At 42.7% G+C, this 21965-nt stretch carries 20 protein-coding genes; 8 read left to right on the top strand and 12 right to left on the bottom strand.

Annotated elements, in window-relative coordinates; translation table 11 throughout:
* Positions 1 to 304: 304 nt before the first annotated feature.
* The 5 genes from glyA (at position 305) to ABF638_RS20385 (ending at position 5852) form a co-directional block, all read left to right on the top strand.
* A complete protein-coding gene (gene glyA / locus ABF638_RS20405; RefSeq protein WP_435024813.1) occupies positions 305 to 1588 on the top strand; it encodes a serine hydroxymethyltransferase in 1284 nt (427 codons plus the stop codon).
* Positions 1589 to 1685: 97 nt separating this feature from the next.
* Entirely contained in the window at positions 1686 to 2936 is a 1251-nt protein-coding gene (locus ABF638_RS20400) for a competence/damage-inducible protein A (RefSeq protein WP_435024812.1), read from the top strand.
* Between the two features lie 101 nt (positions 2937 to 3037).
* Positions 3038 to 3649: a hypothetical protein gene (locus tag ABF638_RS20395; RefSeq protein ID WP_435024811.1), complete on the top strand. Its 612-nt coding sequence runs from the start codon at positions 3038 to 3040 to the stop codon at positions 3647 to 3649.
* A gap of 126 nt (positions 3650 to 3775) precedes the next feature.
* Positions 3776 to 4723: a hypothetical protein gene (locus tag ABF638_RS20390; RefSeq protein ID WP_435024810.1), complete on the top strand. Its 948-nt coding sequence runs from the start codon at positions 3776 to 3778 to the stop codon at positions 4721 to 4723.
* A gap of 334 nt (positions 4724 to 5057) precedes the next feature.
* The gene (locus ABF638_RS20385) at positions 5058 to 5852 is read left to right on the top strand and encodes an LmeA family phospholipid-binding protein (RefSeq protein WP_435024809.1); all 795 of its coding nucleotides are present in this window, start codon (positions 5058 to 5060) and stop codon (positions 5850 to 5852) included.
* A gap of 150 nt (positions 5853 to 6002) precedes the next feature.
* Here ABF638_RS20385 and ABF638_RS20380 read toward each other — a convergent pair whose 3' ends face one another.
* The 8 genes from ABF638_RS20380 to ABF638_RS20345 all read right to left on the bottom strand — a co-directional run bounded on the left by ABF638_RS20380 (position 6003) and on the right by ABF638_RS20345 (position 16096).
* Positions 6003 to 7394 (bottom strand): UDP-glucose dehydrogenase family protein, encoded by a 1392-nt coding sequence (locus tag ABF638_RS20380; RefSeq protein WP_435024808.1) that lies wholly within the window; start codon positions 7392 to 7394, stop codon positions 6003 to 6005.
* A gap of 147 nt (positions 7395 to 7541) precedes the next feature.
* Positions 7542 to 8492: a UDP-glucuronic acid decarboxylase family protein gene (locus ABF638_RS20375; protein WP_435024807.1), complete on the bottom strand. Its 951-nt coding sequence runs from the start codon at positions 8490 to 8492 to the stop codon at positions 7542 to 7544.
* A 757-nt stretch (positions 8493 to 9249) separates the two neighbouring features.
* Positions 9250 to 11385, bottom strand: a complete 2136-nt coding sequence (locus ABF638_RS20370) for a cation:proton antiporter domain-containing protein (RefSeq protein ID WP_435024806.1) — start codon at positions 11383 to 11385, stop codon at positions 9250 to 9252.
* A gap of 141 nt (positions 11386 to 11526) precedes the next feature.
* Positions 11527 to 12183, bottom strand: a complete 657-nt coding sequence (locus ABF638_RS20365) for an HAS-barrel domain-containing protein (RefSeq protein WP_069070956.1) — start codon at positions 12181 to 12183, stop codon at positions 11527 to 11529.
* Between the two features lie 94 nt (positions 12184 to 12277).
* A complete protein-coding gene (locus ABF638_RS20360; protein WP_069070957.1) occupies positions 12278 to 12475 on the bottom strand; it encodes an NAD(P)H dehydrogenase subunit NdhS in 198 nt (65 codons plus the stop codon).
* A gap of 292 nt (positions 12476 to 12767) precedes the next feature.
* Positions 12768 to 14081: a rod shape-determining protein RodA gene (rodA, locus tag ABF638_RS20355; RefSeq protein ID WP_435024805.1), complete on the bottom strand. Its 1314-nt coding sequence runs from the start codon at positions 14079 to 14081 to the stop codon at positions 12768 to 12770.
* A 149-nt stretch (positions 14082 to 14230) separates the two neighbouring features.
* On the bottom strand, positions 14231 to 15301 hold the full coding sequence (locus tag ABF638_RS20350; protein ID WP_435024804.1) for an Mrp/NBP35 family ATP-binding protein: 1071 nt from the start codon (positions 15299 to 15301) through the stop codon (positions 14231 to 14233).
* 270 nt (positions 15302 to 15571) lie between these two features.
* Positions 15572 to 16096, bottom strand: a complete 525-nt coding sequence (locus tag ABF638_RS20345) for a polyketide cyclase / dehydrase and lipid transport (RefSeq protein ID WP_069070960.1) — start codon at positions 16094 to 16096, stop codon at positions 15572 to 15574.
* A 451-nt stretch (positions 16097 to 16547) separates the two neighbouring features.
* On the opposite strand from ABF638_RS20345, the gene hemF reads away from it, so the two are divergent.
* Together hemF and ABF638_RS20335 are read left to right on the top strand one after the other, a co-directional pair.
* Positions 16548 to 17588: an oxygen-dependent coproporphyrinogen oxidase gene (hemF, locus tag ABF638_RS20340; protein WP_435024803.1), complete on the top strand. Its 1041-nt coding sequence runs from the start codon at positions 16548 to 16550 to the stop codon at positions 17586 to 17588.
* Between the two features lie 288 nt (positions 17589 to 17876).
* Positions 17877 to 18245 carry an STAS domain-containing protein gene (locus tag ABF638_RS20335; RefSeq protein WP_012411454.1) on the top strand — a complete coding sequence of 123 codons (369 nt, stop codon included), beginning with the start codon at positions 17877 to 17879 and terminating at the stop codon, positions 18243 to 18245.
* Positions 18246 to 18314: 69 nt separating this feature from the next.
* Here ABF638_RS20335 and ABF638_RS20330 read toward each other — a convergent pair whose 3' ends face one another.
* The gene (locus ABF638_RS20330) at positions 18315 to 18920 is read right to left on the bottom strand and encodes a chromophore lyase CpcT/CpeT (RefSeq protein WP_435024802.1); all 606 of its coding nucleotides are present in this window, start codon (positions 18918 to 18920) and stop codon (positions 18315 to 18317) included.
* Positions 18921 to 19133: 213 nt separating this feature from the next.
* Between ABF638_RS20330 and psb29 the strand changes: the two genes are divergently transcribed.
* On the top strand, positions 19134 to 19841 hold the full coding sequence (psb29, locus tag ABF638_RS20325; RefSeq protein WP_435024801.1) for a photosystem II biogenesis protein Psp29: 708 nt from the start codon (positions 19134 to 19136) through the stop codon (positions 19839 to 19841).
* A gap of 68 nt (positions 19842 to 19909) precedes the next feature.
* Here the strand turns inward: psb29 and ABF638_RS20320 are convergent, their stop codons facing one another.
* The 3 genes from ABF638_RS20320 to ABF638_RS20310 all read right to left on the bottom strand — a co-directional run bounded on the left by ABF638_RS20320 (position 19910) and on the right by ABF638_RS20310 (position 21917).
* The gene (locus ABF638_RS20320) at positions 19910 to 20272 is read right to left on the bottom strand and encodes a phage holin family protein (protein WP_099102349.1); all 363 of its coding nucleotides are present in this window, start codon (positions 20270 to 20272) and stop codon (positions 19910 to 19912) included.
* A 283-nt stretch (positions 20273 to 20555) separates the two neighbouring features.
* Positions 20556 to 21146: a biopolymer transporter ExbD gene (locus ABF638_RS20315; protein ID WP_435024800.1), complete on the bottom strand. Its 591-nt coding sequence runs from the start codon at positions 21144 to 21146 to the stop codon at positions 20556 to 20558.
* A gap of 42 nt (positions 21147 to 21188) precedes the next feature.
* Complete coding sequence (locus ABF638_RS20310) at positions 21189 to 21917, bottom strand: MotA/TolQ/ExbB proton channel family protein (protein ID WP_435024799.1); 729 nt, start codon at positions 21915 to 21917, stop codon at positions 21189 to 21191.
* Between the last annotated feature and the right edge of the window lie 48 nt (positions 21918 to 21965).

Raw genomic sequence — 21965 nt, 5'->3', positions numbered from 1 at the left:
TGATTAACTCAGCCCTGCTGGGTCATTTTGTATGGCTTAGTCTAAACTCCAGTCATAAAGAATACTGTTTAACGACCTCACAACACGCAGCAAGGTGAGGATTTCAAAAACCAAGGTTATGATTATTAATGCATTAATCAAGCTTGGGTCTAATAATAAATAAGTTGGCACAAATAAACCTCAGAGTACGGAGACGATTAATCGCCTCTGTACAGCAGTCAAAAACTATTGCTCTTGACTGTTATTTAGGTGCTGTATCCAACCCAAATCAGCCGTTGTACAAATTTCCATAAGGATAATTGAAGTGACTAGGACTAATTCAGACTTTCTTTCCTCCAGTGATCCAGCGATCGCGGGGTTAATCAACGACGAACTACAGCGTCAGCGAGATCACTTGGAGTTGATTGCTAGTGAAAACTTTACCTCCGCCGCTGTACTGGCGGCTCAAGGTTCGGTACTGACAAATAAATATGCCGAAGGTTTACCTGGTAAACGCTACTATGGCGGTTGTGAGTTTATCGACAAAATCGAGCAAGTAGCGATCGACCGTGCTAAACAGATATTTGGTGCTGCTCATGCGAATGTGCAACCCCATTCTGGCGCACAAGCCAACTTTGCAGTGTTTCTGTCGCTGCTGCAACCAGGAGACAAAATTATGGGGATGGATTTGTCTCATGGGGGACATCTTACCCACGGTTCCCCTGTAAATTTTTCAGGTAAGTGGTTCCAAGTTAGCCACTATGGTGTCAGTCAACAAACAGAACAACTTGACTATGACCAAATTCGAGAGCTGGCGCTAAGGGAGCGTCCTAAGCTGCTGATTTGTGGTTATTCAGCTTATCCCCGTATCATTGACTTTGAAAAGTTCCGTAGTATTGCTGATGAAATCGGCGCTTACTTACTCGCCGATATTGCTCACATTGCTGGTTTAGTTGCTAGTGGTCTTCATCCCGATCCCATTCCTCATTGTCACGTAGTAACAACAACTACACATAAGACTCTACGCGGGCCTAGAGGTGGTTTAATTTTGACTGGTGAGGCAGAACTAGGTAAAAAGCTAGATAAATCTGTTTTTCCTGGTAGCCAAGGCGGGCCATTGGAACATGTCATTGCTGGTAAGGCTGTAGCTTTTGGAGAAGCCCTCAAGCCTGAGTTTAAAACCTATTCTGCCCAAGTGATTGAAAATGCTCGTGCTTTGGCCGAACAACTACAAAATCGGGGTTTAAAGTTAGTGTCTAATGGCACTGACAACCATTTAATATTAGTAGATTTACGCTCTGTCAATCTAACTGGTAAGCAGGCGGATCAGCTAGTTAGTAGCGTGAATATTACTGCTAACAAAAATACTATTCCCTTTGATCCACAATCGCCATTTGTTACCAGTGGTCTGAGATTAGGTTCTCCAGCCATGACCACGCGGGGCTTAGGAGTAGGAGAATTTACCGAGATTGCAAATATTATTAGCGATCGCCTACTTTCTCCAGATTCCGACGTAGTAACCCAAGATTGTCGGCAAAGGGTAGCAGCATTGTGCGATCGCTTCCCCTTATATCCTCACCTGGAAATTCCTGTACCAGCACTAGCATAATTAGGCATGGGGCATGGGGCATTGGTAATAGTTCTTCTTCCCCATTCCCCATTCCCCACTCCCAACTCCCTATTCCCCATTCCCCATTCCCAATCCAATGAGTGCAGAAATTATTTGTGTTGGTACTGAACTGCTGCTAGGAGATATCCTCAACGGCAATGCTCAATTTTTGGCGCAACAATTAGCGCAGCTAGGTATCCCCCATTACTATCAAACAGTGGTTGGGGATAACCCAGAACGGTTGAAAGAAGTTATAGAAATTGCTATTTCCAGAGCGCAAATTCTCATTTTTACTGGTGGACTCGGCCCGACACCAGATGACCTCACCTGCGAAACCATCGCCGATTTTTTTAAAGTCCCGTTGGTAGAACACTCTGACATCATCGAAGACATAACCCAGAAATTCGCCCAACGTGGTCGGGTTATGTCACCAAGTAACCGCAAACAAGCTTTGATTCCCCAAGGTGCAGAAATTCTCCCCAACCCAACTGGAACAGCACCCGGCATCATTTGGCAACCTCGTCCTGAAATTACGATTTTTACCTTTCCCGGTGTTCCCAGTGAAATGCACCCGATGTGGGAAGAAACAGCCGTCCCATTTCTCAAAAGTCAAGGTTGGGGTAAAGAAATTATTTACAGCCGGAGTTTAAAATTTTGGGGTATTGGTGAATCTGCTTTAGCGGAAAAGGTTGCTTCCTACTTAAAGTTGCCAAATCCCACAGTAGCGCCTTATGCAGGTAAGGGGGAAGTAAGATTGCGAGTTTCTGCTAAAGCAACTTCCGAAGCAGCCGCAGAAGAACTAATTGCGCCAATTGAGAAACAACTTAAAGAAATCGCCGGACTAGATTTTTACGGTGTTAATAACGATACTCTTGCTTCCGTGGTCGGTCAGCTGTTGCGGACATCAAAAGAAACGCTTTCAGTCGCAGAATCTTGCACTGGTGGCGGTTTAGGACAAATGTTAACTGAGATTTCTGGGAGTTCTGATTACTTTTGGGGTGGAGTAATTTCTTATGACAATTCGGTGAAGGTTGGGTTGCTGGGGGTTAAGCAGGAAGATTTAGAGAAATTTGGGGCGGTAAGTGCGATCGTTGCAGAGCAAATGGCAATTGGGGTAAAAACCCGACTTTCAACCACTTGGGGACTGAGTATTACTGGTATTGCTGGCCCAACTGGAGGGACAGATACTAAGCCAGTGGGTTTAGTTTACGTTGGTTTAGCTGGGCCAGACGATGAAGTGGCAAGTTTTGAGTATCAGTTTGGCACAGTGCGAGGACGCGCTCTAATTCGTCATGTTAGTGCGAATGCAGCATTAGATAATCTGCGGCGAAAGTTGTTGACGAGGTAGGAGGCCTATTATGTTTGTCATACAAGTTGTATGACAATCGAACCTATTGAAAATCTGATGTTATTTTAAAAAGCTCAATTACGAATTACGAATTATCAAGTATGAGCAAAACTCCCATCCTTCAACCAAATCACTCATACACTTTCAGAAACTATTTTGAGATGTCATTCGAGCCAGAAGACATCCTGGCTGAATTTGGCTATTCTTTAAAACGTTCCTCTCTCAATCACCAAAAGTCCAGCATTGAATTAGACAGACTCGTAAATCTCAAATCTAGGATTGAGGAGAGCTTGCCATATATTAGTTTGACTAGTGAGGCAGCCCGCAGAGAGTTACTAATTGCCCCAATTTTATTGGATATTGTTCATTACACCCGTGCCCAACTTAGAATTGAATATCCTCTTATAGTTACAGAACAATTAAAAGGTTCCCTTGACTATTATCTTCATACAGACCATAAGCTCTTGGTTGTGGAAGCTAAAAATGCTGATTTGGCAAGGGGCTTTACCCAGCTTGCTGTAGAACTGATTGCTATTGATGCGTGGACTGACTCTCAAGAGCTAAATTTACAGGGTGCTGTTTCTACAGGGGATATTTGGCAATTTGGTCTACTGAATCGAGAAAGTAAACAAATAACTCAAGACCTGAATTTATATCGTGTTCCTGCTGACATAGACGACTTACTTCGGATTTTGGTGGCGATACTGAGCTAATACTGGCATATTTGATGGGCACTAGCCACAGAAGACTAATTGAGGTTATTCTTTCTTAATTTATTATCTAATTGGTAAACGCGTAATATTTCTATCTGCTCAAGTGGTTCTGGAGCTACAAATAAAATGACTGTTTTATTATTTGCCATCCTGTTGGCAATTAACTTAGGTGCTGGATGTTATTTCACTCTAGCTAATCCTCTAAAAGTCTCAGAGCAAACATCAACTAAACTTATTTTCATTATTCGACCAAAAGTATTTTTAGGTGTAGGAATATTTTTTAGTCAATTATTTGTTCTATTTTTATTTGCGACTATTATATTTACACCTATTACACAACTTGTCTGCAATCGTTATCCAAACAATATATCTACTTCAAATATTGATTTGAGTGCAGGACAAAATACTCTAACAGGAATGTGTAAGCTAACAGAAAATTATTGGTTTGGTCAAGAAAAAAGTGAAGTGCTAGTTTCTGAGTTACTAGAGGCTAAATTGGAAACAGAGATGCAAACCGATAGTCAAGTTAAGCCCAGATACTCATATAAAATTTTACTATTAACTGATAAAGATAGCTTTCCTTTTACAGATAGAACATACCCAAAATTTAAACTTGAAGAATTACAATCAATAGTATTAAGAATTAACAAATTTTTGAAAAACCCTACAGAGAACAATTTAGCGGTTATACTTGATGACACTTTTATGGGTTACATTGTTGTCAGGTTTACTGTATTCTGTGGAATATTAGCGTTGCTAGTAGCGTCACCAGGTTTATTTATCACTTGTAATTTTGACAAGGAAACAAATACTGTAAAGCTTAGTCGTTACAGGTGGTTTGGAACGTTAGGAAAAACAGTTTTTCAATATTCTTTGAACGAAATTACTGATGTTAAGCTTGAACGGATTAATACTAGTATAGACGAATACTTTTTTCGGGTTATTTTAGTACTAGAATCGGGCGATAATCTGCCATTAACGCCCAATTATACTTCAAATTATATAAATGGAGATTCTATAGTTAGAGTAACTAAAGATTTTCTGGAAATAAAACATAAAGATAGCGCTAGATAAAAGTGTGGGATTGGTAGGCTCAGAAAAATATGAGTTCTGAAACAAGCTACGTCTCGCGTAAGCTTTTTAATAAAATTTGTATCCTCTATAATTTAATTATTTCACCTTGAGATTTATATATTTCAATAGCTTTATGACAATCTTTTAATACTGCTTGTATGTCTACTAAAGAAAATGGGTAGTACATTTATGAACAGTAATATTTAATACATAAGCTCATCAACCATCAGCTACCCTATGCCTACCCATCAGCACAATTAATCACGGGATCGCTTGCTGTATTCTTCACAGTTTGTTACAAAAGTACAAACAACTTCTAGAGACTAAGAACCAAATGTTCGGCGGACTTACTGGTTTACAAGATCCTAAAGGCACTGATTGGGGAGAGCGGATGCTCAACACAGTTGCCAGCCAAACGATTCGCCACCTGTTTACCCAAAGCGAGTCAGTAGAAGTCTTTGTCCGCTGCTATCCCTCCAGCAAACTGTTGCAAGGCAGCATCGATAGCTTCAAAATGAGCGGTCGTGGCTTGATGATTCGGAAAGATTTCGCGGTAGAGGAGATGTCTTTTGAAACCGATGCGGTGGCTATTGACTTCGGCTCGGTTTTAAGTGGCAAACTTAGTCTTAAGCAACCCACTCAAGCGATCGCTCAAGTTATATTATCAGAAGCAGGCATCAACCAAGCCTTTAATGCGGAACTGGTGAAAAAGCGTCTGCTTAACCTCACCGTACCATCCCTGACGGCATTATCTGGCGGTGAACCAGTCTCATTTACGGATGTCCAGGTACAGCTATTGCCAGAGAATCGCTTACAGCTTGTAGCAAAAGCAGATTTAAATAATGGCGAACTCGTACCCCTGAGCATGATTTTAACAGTAGCTATTGAAAGGCGGCGGCGAGTTTCTTTCAAAGATCCAAAAATTCAACTTGACCAAGTGCCAGAAGCACAACGAGAAATCTCGCAAACCTTGAGCGTAGCGCTGGTAGAAATTTTAGATAATATGGTTGATCTTGATCGTTTTGACCTTGATGGAGTGAAAATGCGGCTCAATCGATTAGAAACTGAAGGTCAAAAACTTATTTTCAGTGGATATGCTGAAATTGAACGTGTTCCAAGTAGCTCTTAAAACAAGTTTACACGTAAAAATACAAAGTTAAGCTTTAAACAAATTAAATACCGCCTAGATGAATCTAGGCGGTAGTTTAAATATTTAGGTTTTCAAACGAGTTAGAAGTTAGTAATTAATTTTTATTTATCACTCCTAACTCCTAACTCTCTATCTTCCCACGCCTACATATTGGAATCCAGCCCGGATCATTGCTTCGGGGTCGAGGAAGTTACGACCATCGATGATAACTGGGTGGGCCATCAATTTTGCCATCTTCACATAGTCGAGAGTGCTGAACTGCTGCCATTCGGTGACAAGTACTAAGGCATCACAGCCGTCAGCAAGTCTTTCGGCATCGGTTTCTACTAACACCCCAGAAAGCCCATGACGCATACCTGTTTGAGAAATAATGGGATCGTAGGCTTTGACTTTGGCTCCAAGTCGGTTTAGCTGCTCAATTAGGATGAGTGCTGGGGCGTCGCGCAAGTCATCGGTATCTGGCTTGAAGGTCAGTCCGAGTAGCCCAACTGTTTTGCCTTTGAGAATTTTCAGAACTTGTTGGAGTTTTTCCAAAGCAATCAACCGCTGACGTTCATTGACACTGACAGCAGCTTTCATTAGCTGGGCTTCATAGCCATAATCATCAGCAGTGTGAATTAGAGCGGAGACATCTTTGGGGAAACAAGAACCACCCCAACCAATACCAGCTTGTAAAAACTTGTTACCAATGCGGGAGTCTAGACCGATACCCTTGGCTACTTGGGTAACATCAGCACCGACGCGATCGCAAATATTAGCAACTTCGTTAATAAAACTAATCTTGGTGGCTAAGAAGGCATTAGCGGCGTATTTGATCATCTCCGCCGAACTCAGGTCTGTTGCCAGAATTGGTACAGGGGGTAAAGATTGATCTTCAGCGTACTTGCGTTCCACAATTGGGGCATACAGTTGTTGCATTAAAGCTACTGCTCTTTGACTATTGCCTCCTAGTACAATGCGATCGGGGTTGAAGGTGTCGTGAACTGCCGAACCTTCGCGCAAAAACTCTGGATTGCTCACCACATCAAACTCGGCTACAAACTCAGGTAATTTATCATCACTCGACACCCCACCTGCGGGTACTAATGTTTTCTGCCGTTCAGCAACACCATCTAAAACAAGCATCCGCACCCAGTCACCTGAGCCAATGGGTACGGTAGATTTATTAACTATGACCTTATAACCACCGTTGAGATTTTCGCCAATCCCACGAGCTACAGCTTCAACATAACGAGTATCACTTTCACCAGTGGGTAAAGGTGGCGTTCCCACAGCAATAAACAGAATTTCCCCGTGGGAAACTCCAGCAGCAAGATCACTAGTAAAATGAATTTTCTCTGCTTGAATGGCAGACTGCATAATTTCTGAGAGTCCCGGCTCAAAAATTGGGGACTGCCCAGACTTCATTAACTTAACTTTTTCTTCGTTGTTGTCTACGCAAATTACATCATGCCCAATATGAGCCAAGCAAGCACCTGTAACTAAACCAACGTAACCAGTACCAATCACGCAAACACGCATTTTTTAACTCCTCACTTTTTTGGGATTAGTCTTCAAAAAGAAGTTCTCAATTTGACACTTATACACTGGCATGAAACTCAGCCACTAAGTATATTTAGTTATCGAGGATGAGCCTACACGAAAATTCAGAGCGCCGCTAGGGGCTGCTTAGATGGTTGAATTATTGACATCGCTTTGAATGCGATCGCGAAAATCTTCTATTGTCAGTTTTAACCCCTCTTGCAGAGGAATGGTAGGTTCCCAATTTAACCAAGTTTTTGCCTTTGTGATATCAGGTTGGCGACGTCGGGGATCATCCGAAGGTAGTGCCTCGAACTTAATCTGGGCCTCCGGGTTGATCATATTTTGCACTGTTTGTGCCAATTGTAAAATCGTGTATTCACCAGGGTTGCCCAAGTTGACTGGCCCAATGTAGTCGCTATTCATTAGGCGGATGAATCCTTCTACCAAATCCGAAACATAGCAGAAACTACGAGTTTGTGAACCATCGCCGTAGACGGTTAAAGGATTACCCCGTAAGGCTTGAACTATAAAGTTGCTCACCACCCGACCATCGTTTTCTAACATTCTCGGCCCGTAGGTGTTGAATATCCGAACAACTCGAATATCAACTTTATTTTGCCTGTAGTAATCAAATGCTAGAGTTTCAGCAATTCTTTTACCCTCGTCGTAGCATGAACGTATCCCAATGGGATTGACGCTACCCCGATACTCTTCAGTTTGGGGATGAACTTCTGGATCACCGTATACTTCACTAGTTGAAGCCAAGAAAAACCTAGCTTTCACACGTTTAGCCAGCCCCAACATATTCAGTGTTCCCATCACGTTAGTTTTAACGGTTTTAACTGGGTTGTACTGGTAATGTACTGGTGAAGCAGGACAAGCTAAATGATAAATTTGATCCACTTCTAACCGAATTGGTTCGGTAATATCGTGGCGAATCAGTTCAAAGTACGGATGACCTAACCATTTAAGAATGTTGCGTTTGTGGCCAGTGTAAAAATTATCCAAGCATATTAATTCATGCCCAGCAGTCATTAGTCGGTCGATGAGATGGGAACCAATAAACCCAGCACCGCCCGTCACCAAAATTCTCATAGTTTCCCAGTTACTTACAAATATTTTCAGTAGCTATTGCACTTACTTTTAGATTACCCAGCTTGGGTACAAAAATACAGAACAAAAAAAGAACAAGGCTTCATCAAAAAGTGTTGTTGAACTTACCGAAGAAAGGCAGAAGGCAGGAGGCAGAGGGCAGGAGGTAAGAAGTATCAATTAAAACTTGAGTTCTGGGTCTAAAGCCCAGTTCAAAGCGATAATTATACTGAGACTGCTTGCAGCGAGGTATAAAACGTCCTTTCTTCAATGCCACTCTTTTAAGGGTGGGTTACCTCCTGCCTCCTGCCTTCATCCTCCTGCCTCCTGAACTATTTTTTTACGGTTGCAGTTTTGTTATATTTTTACCTTTTTGCTTAAGAATTTAATTAGCAAAATAACAAACTTGGTCTAAAGATTATCAATCTTCATCTAAAGTTCATCAAATCTTCAATAAGATAAAGTGTTTTTATGGTTGCTACTGTTCTCATCTTGATGCAAAGTAGCAGGAAGTAGTTTGAAACTTGTCCAATTTCAAGGTCTTACCATTACCATAGTCAACCTCTGTCGCGTTTGCTAACATTCCCCCCTGCACTTGAGTGCAGAGACTGATACCATTCCACTAAACTCATGTTACAAATACATATATTTGTAGGGATGTACAGCTGTACTTCCCTACAGCCAATTCATTTGTTGCAAAGATTTTTGTCAATGGCATCATAGCTCAAGTCTACTCAAATGGACTGAACTATGGCTGATATTATACAGCAGACGTAATGCTAGTAACCGCATTAGAGGTAATTACATTAGTTTGAGTGCGTTGCGGTTCTCCAAGCATGACGATGGAGCAAGTGAGTTGGCTGGCTAACTGGGTAGTGACATCGCTAATGGTTAACCCTCCAGGGCTGGTACGATTACGTATAAAAGGTAAAACGACCAAATCATATAATCGCGCTGCCTGCAAAATTGCTTGGGCAACATTTTCATGAGCGATGATTTGAATTTCTGGGGCATTGGTCAAAGCCAATTTAGATACTAGCAGTGAGAGATGCGATCGCCTCCAAGCAATTTTACTGGAACTAGTGCGGCGATCGCACACATTCAGCACAGTAATGTGGCTCTGATTTGCTTCTGCCAGCATTTGAGCAAATTGTACAGGCTGTAATGTGGGTGCTGTTAAGTTCTCTATTGGTACTAAGATGCGCTGAATTTTTTTCGGTGATTCTACCAGACGTGTCACCGCTACTGGACAATGGGAAGCCCAAAGCACACCATCAATCACATTCCCAAATAAACGCGCTCGCAACCCAGTGCGTTTACCCCAACCCATAACAATTAAATTAGCCTTTTGTTCACGAGCCGCTCTGCTAATTCCCTGAGCAAAGGCATCATCAATCCGCAGCACTGCTTCCGTAGGTACGCCCAATACTCGACTTTGTGCAGTGGCTTTGGTCAATAACCGCTCACTCCGTTGTAGAGAGGCTTCTAACTGCGGTGCATCCATGTGAGCAGCAGCATTAGCGATCGCCAGTGGTACAATTTTGCCCTGAGACTGACGTGCTAATAACGCCGCCATTTCAATCAAATACTGCTGAGTATGAGGATTATATACAGGCACAACTATAGTAAAAGCATTATCTATCTCTGGTGCTTTCTGGTCAGGTAGGGGTGCTGGTGGATCTTCCGCTACTGAGGAATTCAAACCAACAGCTATTCGACTGGTAATCAAAGGGCCCAAGGTTGATGTGACAACCATTAAGACAATGATGCTGTGTAATACTTCTAGTGGCAACAACCCAGCCCGATATCCCACTAACGTTGCTGCTAAGGTTGTAGCAACCTGGGGAAGTGACAGCGACCACATCGTTAGCATTTCTTGCCAGTTATAGCGGTAAACCAGTTTTGTTAATAAAGCTGCAATCAATTTACTGACAATCAAACCAACGATCATCAACAGCGTTAACTTCAGCGTGTCTAGGTTGTTTACAAAGACGGGTAGATTGATCAGTAAACCAAGATCAACAAAGAAAATGGGAATGAACAGCACACTGCCAATAAATACCACCTTTTCTTTGACTGGCCCTTCACCCACAGCTTCATTCACCGCCAAACCCGCTAAAAAAGCACCAACAATTTTTTCTACCCCAATCAATTGGGCACCTACAGCCGCTAGAAACACAGAAAGCAACACAAACAAAAATTTGTTTCCTTCGTCGTCTCCAGACCGCTTGAAAAATTCTTTGCCTGCCCAATCAAAGCCTGTGACAACGGCAACAGAGTAAATAGTTAACCGACCAGACAAAGTGAGTAGTTCTGCAAAGCTGAATGCTTCATCATCAGCCATAGCTACACAAACGGCTAATATCAGCACTGCACCAACATCTGTAAAAATCTTAGCTCCAGTGGTGACAGTAACAGCTTCGTTGTTTACCACTCCCAAACGACTGATTATGGGATATGCCAAAAGGGTATAGGAAGCAAATAAAGAGCCAATTAAGATTGAAGTATTCCAGCCATAGCCTAAAATTAGTCCTACTAGGGTTCCCATTACCAGGGGTACACTGAAAGTCAGGCTAGCAAATCCAAAAGCGCGACTTTTCTGGCGGCGAAACTGTTCTAGATCAACTTCTAGCCCTGCGACAAACAGTAAATAAATTAACCCAATGTCTGATAGTAGGTTAATCATCGGTGAGTCAGACTGGAATAGATTCCAACCTGAAGGCCCAAGTACTAGCCCTGAGAAAACCAAACCCACTAATCCTGGTAATCTTAGTCGCTCAAACATGATGGGTATAACTAAGATGACCACCAGCAAAATAGCAAAGGGAACAATTGGTTCCTTGCCAAGAACTTGGGAAGTTGGTTCCAGAACAAGAACTTGTGATATGAGTTCCATAGGTAGGAATTGAAGGGGCTATGGTAAAACTGCGATTACCTTGGGGGCGATCGCCTGATCGATATAAACAAAGAAGCCACCTGACGAAAAATCAAAAACCTTAACTTACACTAACTAGGCAATTGTCTCAGAACTAACTACCTACGGGTGGATTTGACTCAAAATGAACCGCAAGCGATCGTAGTCGTCTTTAAGTAGCACACTCAAGTTACGTCCAGCCTTAATTAGCCATTCTCGGTCAGCTTTGCGTAACTGGTATACATCTCGAATGGCCGCTGCGGTCAAAGACTCTATTGGCGCACCATTGATACAAAGGAGTGTCCTTAAGAAATCTAGTTCTTCAGTAAATTTAATGATAGCTTCTGGTTCACACCGATAAACAGCCTGATGAATTTGCGGGGGACGGGGTGGTAGATACTGATATACTCTTTGGTTATAACTTTGATTTTGCGAAGATAGTTCAAAGCCCACGATCGCAGCCCGAAATTCCGTTCTCAGCATGGCAAATATTTGGGGTTGTTCCTCCCGTAAATCTTGCAATGACAACCCCAATGCTCTCGCCCGATGTACGGAATCTATGGGCATGGTTGTGGCATAATACACTACAGCATAAATTTGATTACCAGATTCTTCATCTACAGAGCAGACCCAACTACCAAAGGGTGGCATGGAGGGAAAGCTCAAGTCTTCTGGTTCTAAACACTGAGCTAAAAATTCAGTACTAGTAGTTTCAATCACCTCCGCAATGTGGTTGGGATGGCGATCGCCAGTGGCAAACTGTGGTAGGGGGAGGCGCATAGCAATTTAGTCATTAGTCATTAGTCATTGGTCATTAGTCATTAGTTTTTGTCAAATGACAAATGACAACGGACAAATGACTAATGACTAAGTTTTATTTGGCTTTTTTACGTCCGGCTGTGGTCTCTACAAGTTCCAATTCGCTCAGACGGAAGGTAACTAATTTATCCCAGTTACCACCCTCAAATAATACGGCTACTTTGCCATCAGTTAGTCGTTGCACGAGTCCTTCGTAGCGATAATAGGTATCTGCGGGATTGTTGACGCGAACAGTTGCTCCAGGCAGAATCATGTTTTTAGCCTCGTTTGTTTCCTTTTAATAGCTTAATACTTGTTAATAGTCATTTGTCATTGGTCATTAGCGAATAGCACTAAGTTAAGATACAGCCCTTGCCCTGACTTCCAGGGAAAGCATTCTGAGAGGGCTGCTGCCTTTAGTGGCTTGACCAGAGGCAGCAGCCCATTCGGAATACATTTCCGGTATTGAGGCTGGGAACAAGACTACACAAGGCTTTAGGCTTTTATTAGTACCATTCGGTCATTAGCCAAGGACAAAGGACTAATGACTAATGACTAATGACGAATCAATAATACTTCTGCCTTTGTCGAAAATTTGCTACCGATTCTACTATTCCCAAGGAAATGAAGTTAGTCAGCATCGCAGAACGCCCATAACTCATCCAAGGTAGGGGAATTCCTGCCACAGGCGCTAAACCAACAGTCATGCCAATATTCACAATCAGCTGAAATACGATCATGGACAAAACGCCAATAGCTAACAATGAACCAAAGTTATCTTTGGCGGTTTGGGCAACATGCAGTAGACGGAAGCAAATTAAGCAGAAGACAAACAGGACTACCAAACAGCCAACAAAACCGAATTCTTCGCCCACTGCGGAGAAAATAAAGTCTGTATGCTGTTCCGGTACGAAATTCAGTTGCGTCATTGGCCCCTTGAACAGACCCCATCCCCAAATTTCACCGGCACCAATAGCAATGCGAGATTGGATTAAGTGATATCCAGCACCGAGTGGATCGTGATCGGGGTTCATGAATACAGTGAGTCGGTCTTTTTGATACTCTTTCAAAATATGCTTCCAGGCAAAGACTCCTAATTCGCCACCCAGTATATTTAGAGTCCATGCACCGATAGTGCCCAAACCAAATCGACGCCAGGGAAGAGTTTGCCAGCCGACAATAGCCATTGCAATTGACCAAACTATCCCTAATGGGCCAAAAGATAGTTCTTTGAATAAAACTATCGGCTCTGCTAATGGCCAAGACGTACTAAACAAAATGGCGGCAACCACAGGAGAAATCATCAGAATTAACCAGCCTGGGTTGGCATTTGCCCAGTACAGCATTCCTAAAACGATCGCACAAAAAACCATTGATGTTGCTAAATCTGGCTGTAAGAATATCAATCCCCAAGGTACAGCAGTGATTGCCAGAACGCGGAAAACACCCTCAAGGGTAGAAGCAGTGCGCCTGTGTAGCAAAGCAGCTAAGGTGATGATCATGCCGACTTTGGCAAATTCTGAGGGTTGGACATTGAAACCAGCAATAGGAATCCACCGCTGTGCCCCTTTGGCGCTACTACCAGCAATCATCACTATGATTAAGCTGAAGTTCGTTATTGCATAAGTTACCCAGTGCCACTGCATCAAAAGTTCGTAACGGATACGAGATAAAAACAGGGCTATAAGCGCGCCGATACCCGCTACCATCCAGTGCCACCACCAGTCAGTTACTGGCTGCTTCAGTTCCGTACTGAGAATCATCAGTCCGCCAAAGATACTAGCAGCTATCGGCAAACAAAATAGTAGCCAATCTACATTCTGCCAGGGCTTAACCCAAGACTTCCAGCGAATTTTGGGGAGCGATCGTTTTAACAACATTGTGTCAGTTTAGACTTTAGCTTTAATTGTTGGGCATTGGGCATTGGTTAATAATCAATAGTTTTTCTTCCCCTACTTCCTTATGCCCCATACCCAATCCCTAGTATTCCCAAGCAATAGCCCAGGAAGTAAATAGAAATTAAAATTAATTATGTTAGAGCTGCAACTGATACTTTACCAGCGATGGTAAGAGCGATCGCTGTTAATGCTTTTGCTGAAGCTGAATCTGGATCACCAACGACTATGGGCACACCGTTGTCACCACCTACTCGTGTAGAAATCTCTAGCGGCACGCACCCCAATAGTGGCACTCCCAATTCAGCAGCTGTTTTGGAGCCACCACCGGAACCAAAGATGTCATATTGCTTATCTGGTTGATCGGGGGGGATAAAATAGCTCATATTTTCTACGATCCCTAATACTGGGACATTCATCTGCTGGAACATCCGCAATCCCTTGCGAGAATCTAACAGGGCTACGTTTTGTGGCGTGGTGACAATTACTGCCCCTGCCATCGGTACTGCTTGGGTTAAAGTTAACTGAGCATCTCCGGTTCCTGGTGGCATATCTACAATCAAATAATCCAGTTCCCCCCATTGCACTTGATAGAGAAACTGGCGGATTACACCATTGAGCATAGGTCCCCGCCAAATTACTGGTTGATCTCGGTCAATCAAAAAGCCCATCGAAACTAATTTGACGCCGTGATTAAAAGCAGGTTCCAGGATGTCACCTGTTTCAGTGGAACGCACAACAATTTGGGCATCAGCCAGACCCAGCATGGTGGGGTCATTGGGGCCGTAAATATCAGCATCTAGCAAGCCGACTTTCGCCCCAGTTTGAGCTAGAGCCACTGCGACATTCACCGCCACCGTACTTTTACCAACGCCACCTTTACCACTGGAAACAGCAATGATATTTTTCACTCCAGAAATGCCAGTGCGATCGGGCAAACTTTTTTGCTGCGGTGTTTCTGCCGTAACTTCTATACTGACATCTGTAACGCCTGGGAGTTTTTTGACAGCTTTCTGACAGTCTTCAACAATAAATTCACGTAAAGGACAGGCAGGAGTGGTTAATACTAAAGTGAAACTAACTTTGCCACCGTCAATTGTGACATTACGAATCATATTCAGTTCTACCAGACTTTTGCGGAGTTCTGGGTCTTCCACTGGTCGCAAAACTTCTAAGACAGAACGGGAATCGAGAACATCGTACATAAAAATTCAAAATTGAAAATGAATAAACACTCTTGTGGAGAACATCTTAGCTATTAACTGGATGCCTTCTTAAATAAGGTCAGCTAAGTTTTATCACTGTTACTGCCGTGATAAAACTTAGCAAATAGCATTATTACCTAATAGAATCTTAACTTTCTTTGGGCATTGGGCATTGAAAAGAGACAGAAAAGCAGGGTGCTACTCTTGCTAAGGGGAAAACTCTTCTCCCCTGCTCCCCTGCTCCCCTGCTTCTTCCCCAATCCCCAGTCCCTAAAAATCAAAACAACTGTCATTAAGAGATTTTTTCTGACCAGATACCGCTGGTAATGCCGTCTTTTCTACTGCCTCGACTAAAGACCTTGCAACGCGGTCTGCATAAGGACGGGATAAAGACCAAATCAGGGGCGATAACCAACCCCGTAGTGTTACAGAATAAGACAAACAAGTACCACAAACTGTTGACTCTACTTGATAAGTCACCCTTTCCTCAATTCCAGGAATCGCCATTACTCGGATACTCAGCATCTCTCTAGGATTGACGCGTTCCACAAAAATTCTGATGGGAATCGGCGAAAAGCGTGTGACAGCTTGAAAAATTAATCCTGGTTTGGGTACTAATCCGTGGGGAACATTAGTACTCTTAAGTTGTGGATGCCAGGAAACATCTGTTAAATCAACCACTTTTTGCCACAGTTCATCTACAGAAGCAGAACTAATCTCTCGATACGTCCACACCAGAGAGGCGCAAAACCGACGACGTTTGCGGTGGATGAATTTGGATAACCAACCTTGCATTTTCCTAATCCTCCTCCTGTCTAGAGACTTTCTGGTAACTCTGGTATGGTGTGCAACTACGCTCAAACCCTAAATTAAAACTTTCTCAAAAATTCACTAAACATAGCAAGCCTCAATTCAGGACAGACTCTAACAGCCAACATCAGCAATATGGCAAATAAGTTTTGAGCAGTCCAGTCAAACCCTTGATACTTCAAGGTTAAGACTAAAATTTAGTCTTTCTACCAGAATATTCCAATTAAGAATTTCAAAAAAAACTAATTCAATATACAAGCCTATACGCATTTGAGGGAAAATAACTCTAGTGATGCCCATCAATCGTATAAATGCTTAACCAGTAAGAAAAAGCGGGTTGGGCAAATAGAGCTAGATTGTTGGCGCATGTTTCCCCCAAATTTTAAAATGAAAAATTTGTGGCTTTCTGGAAATTGTAATTTAGGTTCGGGAATCTATGTTGACCAACTCGCAAACACCAACTGTCGAAGCAGTACCATCCAAGTCTTTGCCAGCTCCTGACGCTCAGACTAGAGTCAGTCAGTTTATGAAACAGCTGCAAGACGAAATTACCGAATCATTGGCAACACTAGATGGTGTGGCTAAATTTAATGAAGATAGTTGGGAACGCCCAGAAGGAGGTGGAGGGCGATCGCGCGTGCTGCGAGATGGTGCAATATTTGAACAAGCAGGTGTAAATTTTTCTGAAGTTTGGGGTTCCCATTTGCCGGCTTCAATTTTAGCCCAACGCCCGGAAGCAGCAGGGCATGGCTTTTATGCCACTGGCACTTCAATGGTGCTACATCCTCACAATCCTTACGTACCCACAGTTCATCTCAATTATCGCTACTTTGAAGCGGGGCCAGTTTGGTGGTTTGGTGGTGGTCTTGACTTGACACCTTATTACCCATTTGCTGAAGATGCGGCACATTTACACAAAACGTTAAAACAGGCTTGTGACGAACACCACCCAGAATATTACCCAGTATTTAAACGGTGGTGTGATGAATATTTCTACCTCAAGCATCGTGACGAGACACGGGGGGTAGGTGGTCTGTTTTTTGATTACCAAGATGGTCAAGGTGTTTTATATCGCGGCCCAAATCCCGACGGAGAAGCGGCTAAATATAGCAACCAGGTGGGAACACCCGCAACCCGCAATTGGGAAGATTTGTTTGGTTTTGTGCAAGGCTGCGGCAGAGCATTTTTACCAGCCTACGTACCAATTGTAGAACGGCGGCATGGGATGGAATATGGCGATCGCCAACGGAATTTTCAACTCTACCGTCGGGGACGATATGTAGAATTTAACTTGGTTTATGACCGAGGCACCATTTTTGGTCTGCAAACCAACGGACGCACCGAATCAATTCTCATGTCCCTACCACCTTTAGTGCGCTGGGAATACGGCTATCAACCGGAACCCAATTCCCCTGAAGCCGAGTTGTATGAAACCTTCCTTAAGCCTCAAGATTGGATCAACTGGACACCTAAATAGTGCTGAGTGCTGAGTTAGGAGTGCTGAGTGCTGAGTGCTGAGTGCTAAGTTAGGAGTGCTGAGTTAGGAGTCAGGAGTTATGATAATTATCCTGATCTTCCCTTTCTCCCTCATCTTCCTCACTCTCCACTCCCCACTCCCCACTATTTTGATGAGTTAAACTACTAAAGTTAAGCACTTAGCAGAAAAAGGTGACAATTTTAGCTATACCTTGTTAATCTCAAGTGACAGCATTAGAAAATTCTGCAAGTAATTAATCTTAATAGGAATGGCACGGGGAGAGCTTTAGTGATTCATATAGACCAAAAAACTTATACAACCCAAGACGGAAACACTGTTATTGTCCTGACACCAGCAGGTCGCCTAGATATCACCACTGCTTGGCAATTTCGCCTGAAGTTACAGGAGTGTATTTCCAAACTCAGTCGCCATGTAGTTGTAAATCTGGCTCAGGTAAATTTTATTGATAGTTCTGGTCTTACTTCTTTAGTCGCTGGAATGCGCGATGCTGATAAAGTCAAGGGCAGTTTCCGCATTTGCAATGTACATCCAGAAGCCAAACTCGTATTTGAAGTGACGATGATGGATACTGTTTTTGAAATCTTTGAAACAGAAGAGGAAGCTTTAGAAGGTGTACCTCGTAGCATTGCCAGTTAAAAAAGAGTTAGGAGTTAGGAGTTAGGAGTTTAGAGTTTGGAGTTAGTTCAAAATTCATGACTCATAACTTTATCTTATTAAATACTGATTTCGCTTGGTGTAGCGATAAGGCCCCATAATCGCTCCCCAGGTTGCTTTTCCAGTTGCTGGATCAATTCCTTTGTCATAGCTATAAAATTCTGCCCCTGTAGCTGCAAAGCCCAAGGAAACATACACAGTATTGCCAAGATAACTAAAGCTGCAACGAGTCTCTGGTACTGGGGTAGCAGTGAACTTATAGCGATCACAAGCTAGTTTTTCTTGAGTAACTGTTAGGATACAACCTGGCAGTAAATCTAATTGTTCGGGTGTCAGTGTGTTGAGTAGAGCAGGGTTATGACCTGCGCCTCTTAATGCACCTGGATCTTGAGGCATGTAATATTGTACTTCCACGGTTGCGTCAGAGTCGCTCCCCTGACGCAAGCGGATAATTCGCTGGCGGTAAGGTTGATCTAGGGTGATAACGTTAGCCTGTTCGGCAAACAAGGTAATGCTATCTTCTGTAAAGAGATTAACTGGTCTTTGCCACAAGCACAGGTGGACATACCAAACTGGTTCTGCTATGGCTTGTTCCCGATTATCAAATTCACCAGCTAGGTACTCACCTAAAGCAATTAACTGTGGCGAGAAGTTCATAAATGCGATAAAAGAATCATTAAGGATGATAATTTTTTTTGGCTAGTTTTTTAGGAGAAAAGGTCTTAATCCCCTGTGGCTACTAGCTTATAAAATACTTCCGATTTGTCTACATTGTAAATGAAACTGTCACCAGCTAAAAGCTCAACTTGGCAAAGTAGCCTTTAAGCGAGAAAATAAAGATACGTCGCCCTTAACATTTCCTTTTTCTTTGTGAATAACGTCCGTACAGTCTCTGATACAAAACGAACTTTCTACAATCTTCACACCCGTCCGATCAACACTATTTATCGTCGGGTAGTAGAAGAATTGATGGTGGAAATGCATCTGCTGTCAGTAAATATCGATTTTAGCTACAATCCAATTTATGCCTTGGGTGTCGTCACTACTTTTGACCGCTTCATGGAAGGCTATCAACCCGAACGGGATCAAGAATCAATTTTTAACGCCCTATGTCGGGCTATAGAAACAGATCCGCAACAATATCGACAGGATGCTGAAAGATTGCAAGCTGTAGCTAAAGGTTTGCCAGTTAAAGATTTAATTGGTTGGCTAGGGCAAACTACTTACTTAGATAGAGATACTGACTTACAAGCACAACTGCAAGCGATCGCCAATAATCCTAACTTTAAATACAACCGTTTGTTCGCAATTGGTGTATTTTCGTTATTAGAGCAGTCAGATCCCGAATTAGTCAAAGACGAAAAACAACTCACTGAGGCATTGAAAGCGATCGCAGCCGGTCTGCACCTCTCCGATGACAAACTCAACAAAGATTTGGAGTTATATCGTTCTAACCTAGAAAAAATGGCGCAAGCACTGATAGTAATGGCAGATATGCTTTCAGCCGATCGCAAAAAACGCGAACAACGTAAACAACAATCAACTACCCCAGTTGCTCCACCAAGTTCCAACGAATAATTAAAAGATGCGAGTTAGGAGTTAGGAGTGATCACTTATTAATCACTCATCACTCTTAACTCTTAATTTTAGACGCCCAATAGTTTGTAGATTAAGCTGTTAATTATAGTCAGCGCAAATGCCCCAATTACAGCACTCCAAATACCGTAACGTAAGCGAAATCCCTCTACTAACCAAGCAGCAATACTAAAACAAACTACGGCAATCATAAATGTGAAAATGCCGGATAGTAAGTCCAAGGTAAGTAAATTTGGTACTGCAAAAACGAGGCTTAAAATCGGTCTGACTATTGCCGTCACGATCCCAAGCACTGCGGCAGAAAGGAAGGCTTTACCTGGAGTGTCAATTTCAACTCCCAAAGGCAATTTGCTAATTATCAATAAGCTGATAGCTGTTACTACCCAAACAATTAAAAGCGTCACGATATTCATGCCACAACCCCTGAAATGTGAATGGCAATTGGTGATAAATTACTTCAGTTTATCGGTGGAAAAATCTTTAAAGCTCAACCAATTATTTATAAATTAGCAGAGAATTTTTCTCTGACCGAATTTTATTTTAGATATCTTTAGGTTTAGCAAAAATCTTGAAGGGGGAGTGGGGAATGAGGGAGTAGGGGAGCAGGGGAAGAAAATATTAATAACCAATGCCCCATGCCCCATTCCCCATGCCCTACATTATCTTTTAAGAGTAGGTTGGTTTGGATGCTGGCGCTTAAGGCGCTGGTGAGCTAGGAACTGCCGTGGGTAAGGGTACGGAATTAGGTGCTAAAGGAAATTTAGGGGCAAGATTCCCTTCGGGATTGATACCTGGAACTTGTGCATCACCAGGATTTATTGGGAAAGAGGGGATAGCAGGTTGGTTTGGTAAGTTTGTGGGTGGTTGAGATGGGCCAGGAATAATTCCTAAAGAAACGCGATCGCCTCCTACTTGCCGTAGTAAATCTAATGTCTCAATCACATCATTATAAGTTGCTGTGCGCGAAGCATTCAGCACCACGATAGCACTGGGATTTTGTTGGAGATACTGTTTTAACGTTTGTCCCAAATCTTCCCGTTTTATAGGCTGTTTTTCTATGTAAGTATTGCCAACGGCATCGATAGTCACAATCAGACTTCCACTCTGTGACGTTATCCCGGATACTGAACTGGGGCTGGCTTTGGGCAAATCAACATTTATCGCCTGTTGCCGTGTAAATTGTAATGCCGCTAACAAAAAAAACGTCAGGATACAAAAAACAACATCAATTAAAGGGATGATTTGAATTTGGACTTCTTCAATTGGAGTATGTAGATTAACTTTCATGTCTCACTCTAAAGCCTGGTTTCGGAGTTGAATTCTTGACTATTAATTAGGTGTATTCGGGGGTTCAGGTGGTTCAGGCAACCGAGTCTTTCCTGGCTTGCGAGGTGGAGTGAAATTCTCCCGCACAATTGCTGATGTAATATTACTAAAGTCAGGCGGGGACTGGTGATAAAGCAATTCCATTTCATTGCCTGCTTTACGAAAAACTTTAACTTGGTTGACGACAAAACTTTGAAATAGGCGGTAAAATACCAAACTAATGATGGCAACTATTAGCCCTGCTGCGGTACTAATTAAGGATTCACCAATACCAGTAGTCACTCCAGCAGTAGATTCAGTTCCTAAATCGCCAATCCGAATTGAGCGCAGAGACTGGATTAAACCCAAAACTGTACCTAATAATCCTAGCAGGGGTGCGAGGGCAATCACGGCTTCTAAAAGCTTTTCACCTCGCCGCATCCCAGCCAATTCATCTTCGGCTGTGGACTCAAGTGCTAGTCGAAAGGTTTCCGCATTACTTTTTGTTAAGCGTAAAGGGGCGTAAAGAAAACGCCCGACAGGCTGATGGCTTGCTTGTCTTGCAATGTCCGCAGCTACTTGCCAATTATCCTGGGCAGCATCTAGGATGCGATCGACTATTTGCTTTTCCTGAGTCAAAATTCTTAACCAAAACCACAAACGCTCGAAAATCACACTCAAAGCCAGAATCGACAAAATTAGCAAAGGCCACATCGCTGGCCCGCCCTTATAAAACAAATCTAGAATATCCACTGTTTAAGTTTCCTCCCTCCATGACTAGAGCAAATGTGCTTAAGCATT

Source organism: Nostoc sp. CALU 1950, from assembly GCF_051172895.1.
Lineage (GTDB): Bacteria > Cyanobacteriota > Cyanobacteriia > Cyanobacteriales > Nostocaceae > Nostoc > Nostoc edaphicum_A.
This window is presented reverse-complemented; position numbering and strand designations above follow the sequence as displayed.

What these genes read in the sequence shown, in the direction of transcription:
- ABF638_RS20345 (WP_069070960.1), bottom strand. Translation starts at nt 16,096, where the DNA reads ATGCAAGGTTGGTTATCCAAATTCATCCACCGCAAACGTCGTCGGTTT.
- rodA (WP_435024805.1), bottom strand. Translation starts at nt 14,081, where the DNA reads ATGTTGTTAAAACGATCGCTCCCCAAAATTCGCTGGAAGTCTTGGGTT.
- ABF638_RS20350 (WP_435024804.1), bottom strand. Translation starts at nt 15,301, where the DNA reads ATGTACGATGTTCTCGATTCCCGTTCTGTCTTAGAAGTTTTGCGACCA.
- ABF638_RS20400 (WP_435024812.1), top strand. Translation starts at nt 1,686, where the DNA reads ATGAGTGCAGAAATTATTTGTGTTGGTACTGAACTGCTGCTAGGAGAT.
- ABF638_RS20380 (WP_435024808.1), bottom strand. Translation starts at nt 7,394, where the DNA reads ATGCGTGTTTGCGTGATTGGTACTGGTTACGTTGGTTTAGTTACAGGT.
- hemF (WP_435024803.1), top strand. Translation starts at nt 16,548, where the DNA reads ATGTTGACCAACTCGCAAACACCAACTGTCGAAGCAGTACCATCCAAG.
- ABF638_RS20315 (WP_435024800.1), bottom strand. Translation starts at nt 21,146, where the DNA reads ATGAAAGTTAATCTACATACTCCAATTGAAGAAGTCCAAATTCAAATC.
- ABF638_RS20385 (WP_435024809.1), top strand. Translation starts at nt 5,058, where the DNA reads ATGTTCGGCGGACTTACTGGTTTACAAGATCCTAAAGGCACTGATTGG.
- ABF638_RS20395 (WP_435024811.1), top strand. Translation starts at nt 3,038, where the DNA reads ATGAGCAAAACTCCCATCCTTCAACCAAATCACTCATACACTTTCAGA.
- ABF638_RS20375 (WP_435024807.1), bottom strand. Translation starts at nt 8,492, where the DNA reads ATGAGAATTTTGGTGACGGGCGGTGCTGGGTTTATTGGTTCCCATCTC.
- ABF638_RS20320 (WP_099102349.1), bottom strand. Translation starts at nt 20,272, where the DNA reads ATGAATATCGTGACGCTTTTAATTGTTTGGGTAGTAACAGCTATCAGC.
- ABF638_RS20370 (WP_435024806.1), bottom strand. Translation starts at nt 11,385, where the DNA reads ATGGAACTCATATCACAAGTTCTTGTTCTGGAACCAACTTCCCAAGTT.
- ABF638_RS20390 (WP_435024810.1), top strand. Translation starts at nt 3,776, where the DNA reads ATGACTGTTTTATTATTTGCCATCCTGTTGGCAATTAACTTAGGTGCT.
- ABF638_RS20360 (WP_069070957.1), bottom strand. Translation starts at nt 12,475, where the DNA reads ATGATTCTGCCTGGAGCAACTGTTCGCGTCAACAATCCCGCAGATACC.
- ABF638_RS20330 (WP_435024802.1), bottom strand. Translation starts at nt 18,920, where the DNA reads ATGAACTTCTCGCCACAGTTAATTGCTTTAGGTGAGTACCTAGCTGGT.
- ABF638_RS20365 (WP_069070956.1), bottom strand. Translation starts at nt 12,183, where the DNA reads ATGCGCCTCCCCCTACCACAGTTTGCCACTGGCGATCGCCATCCCAAC.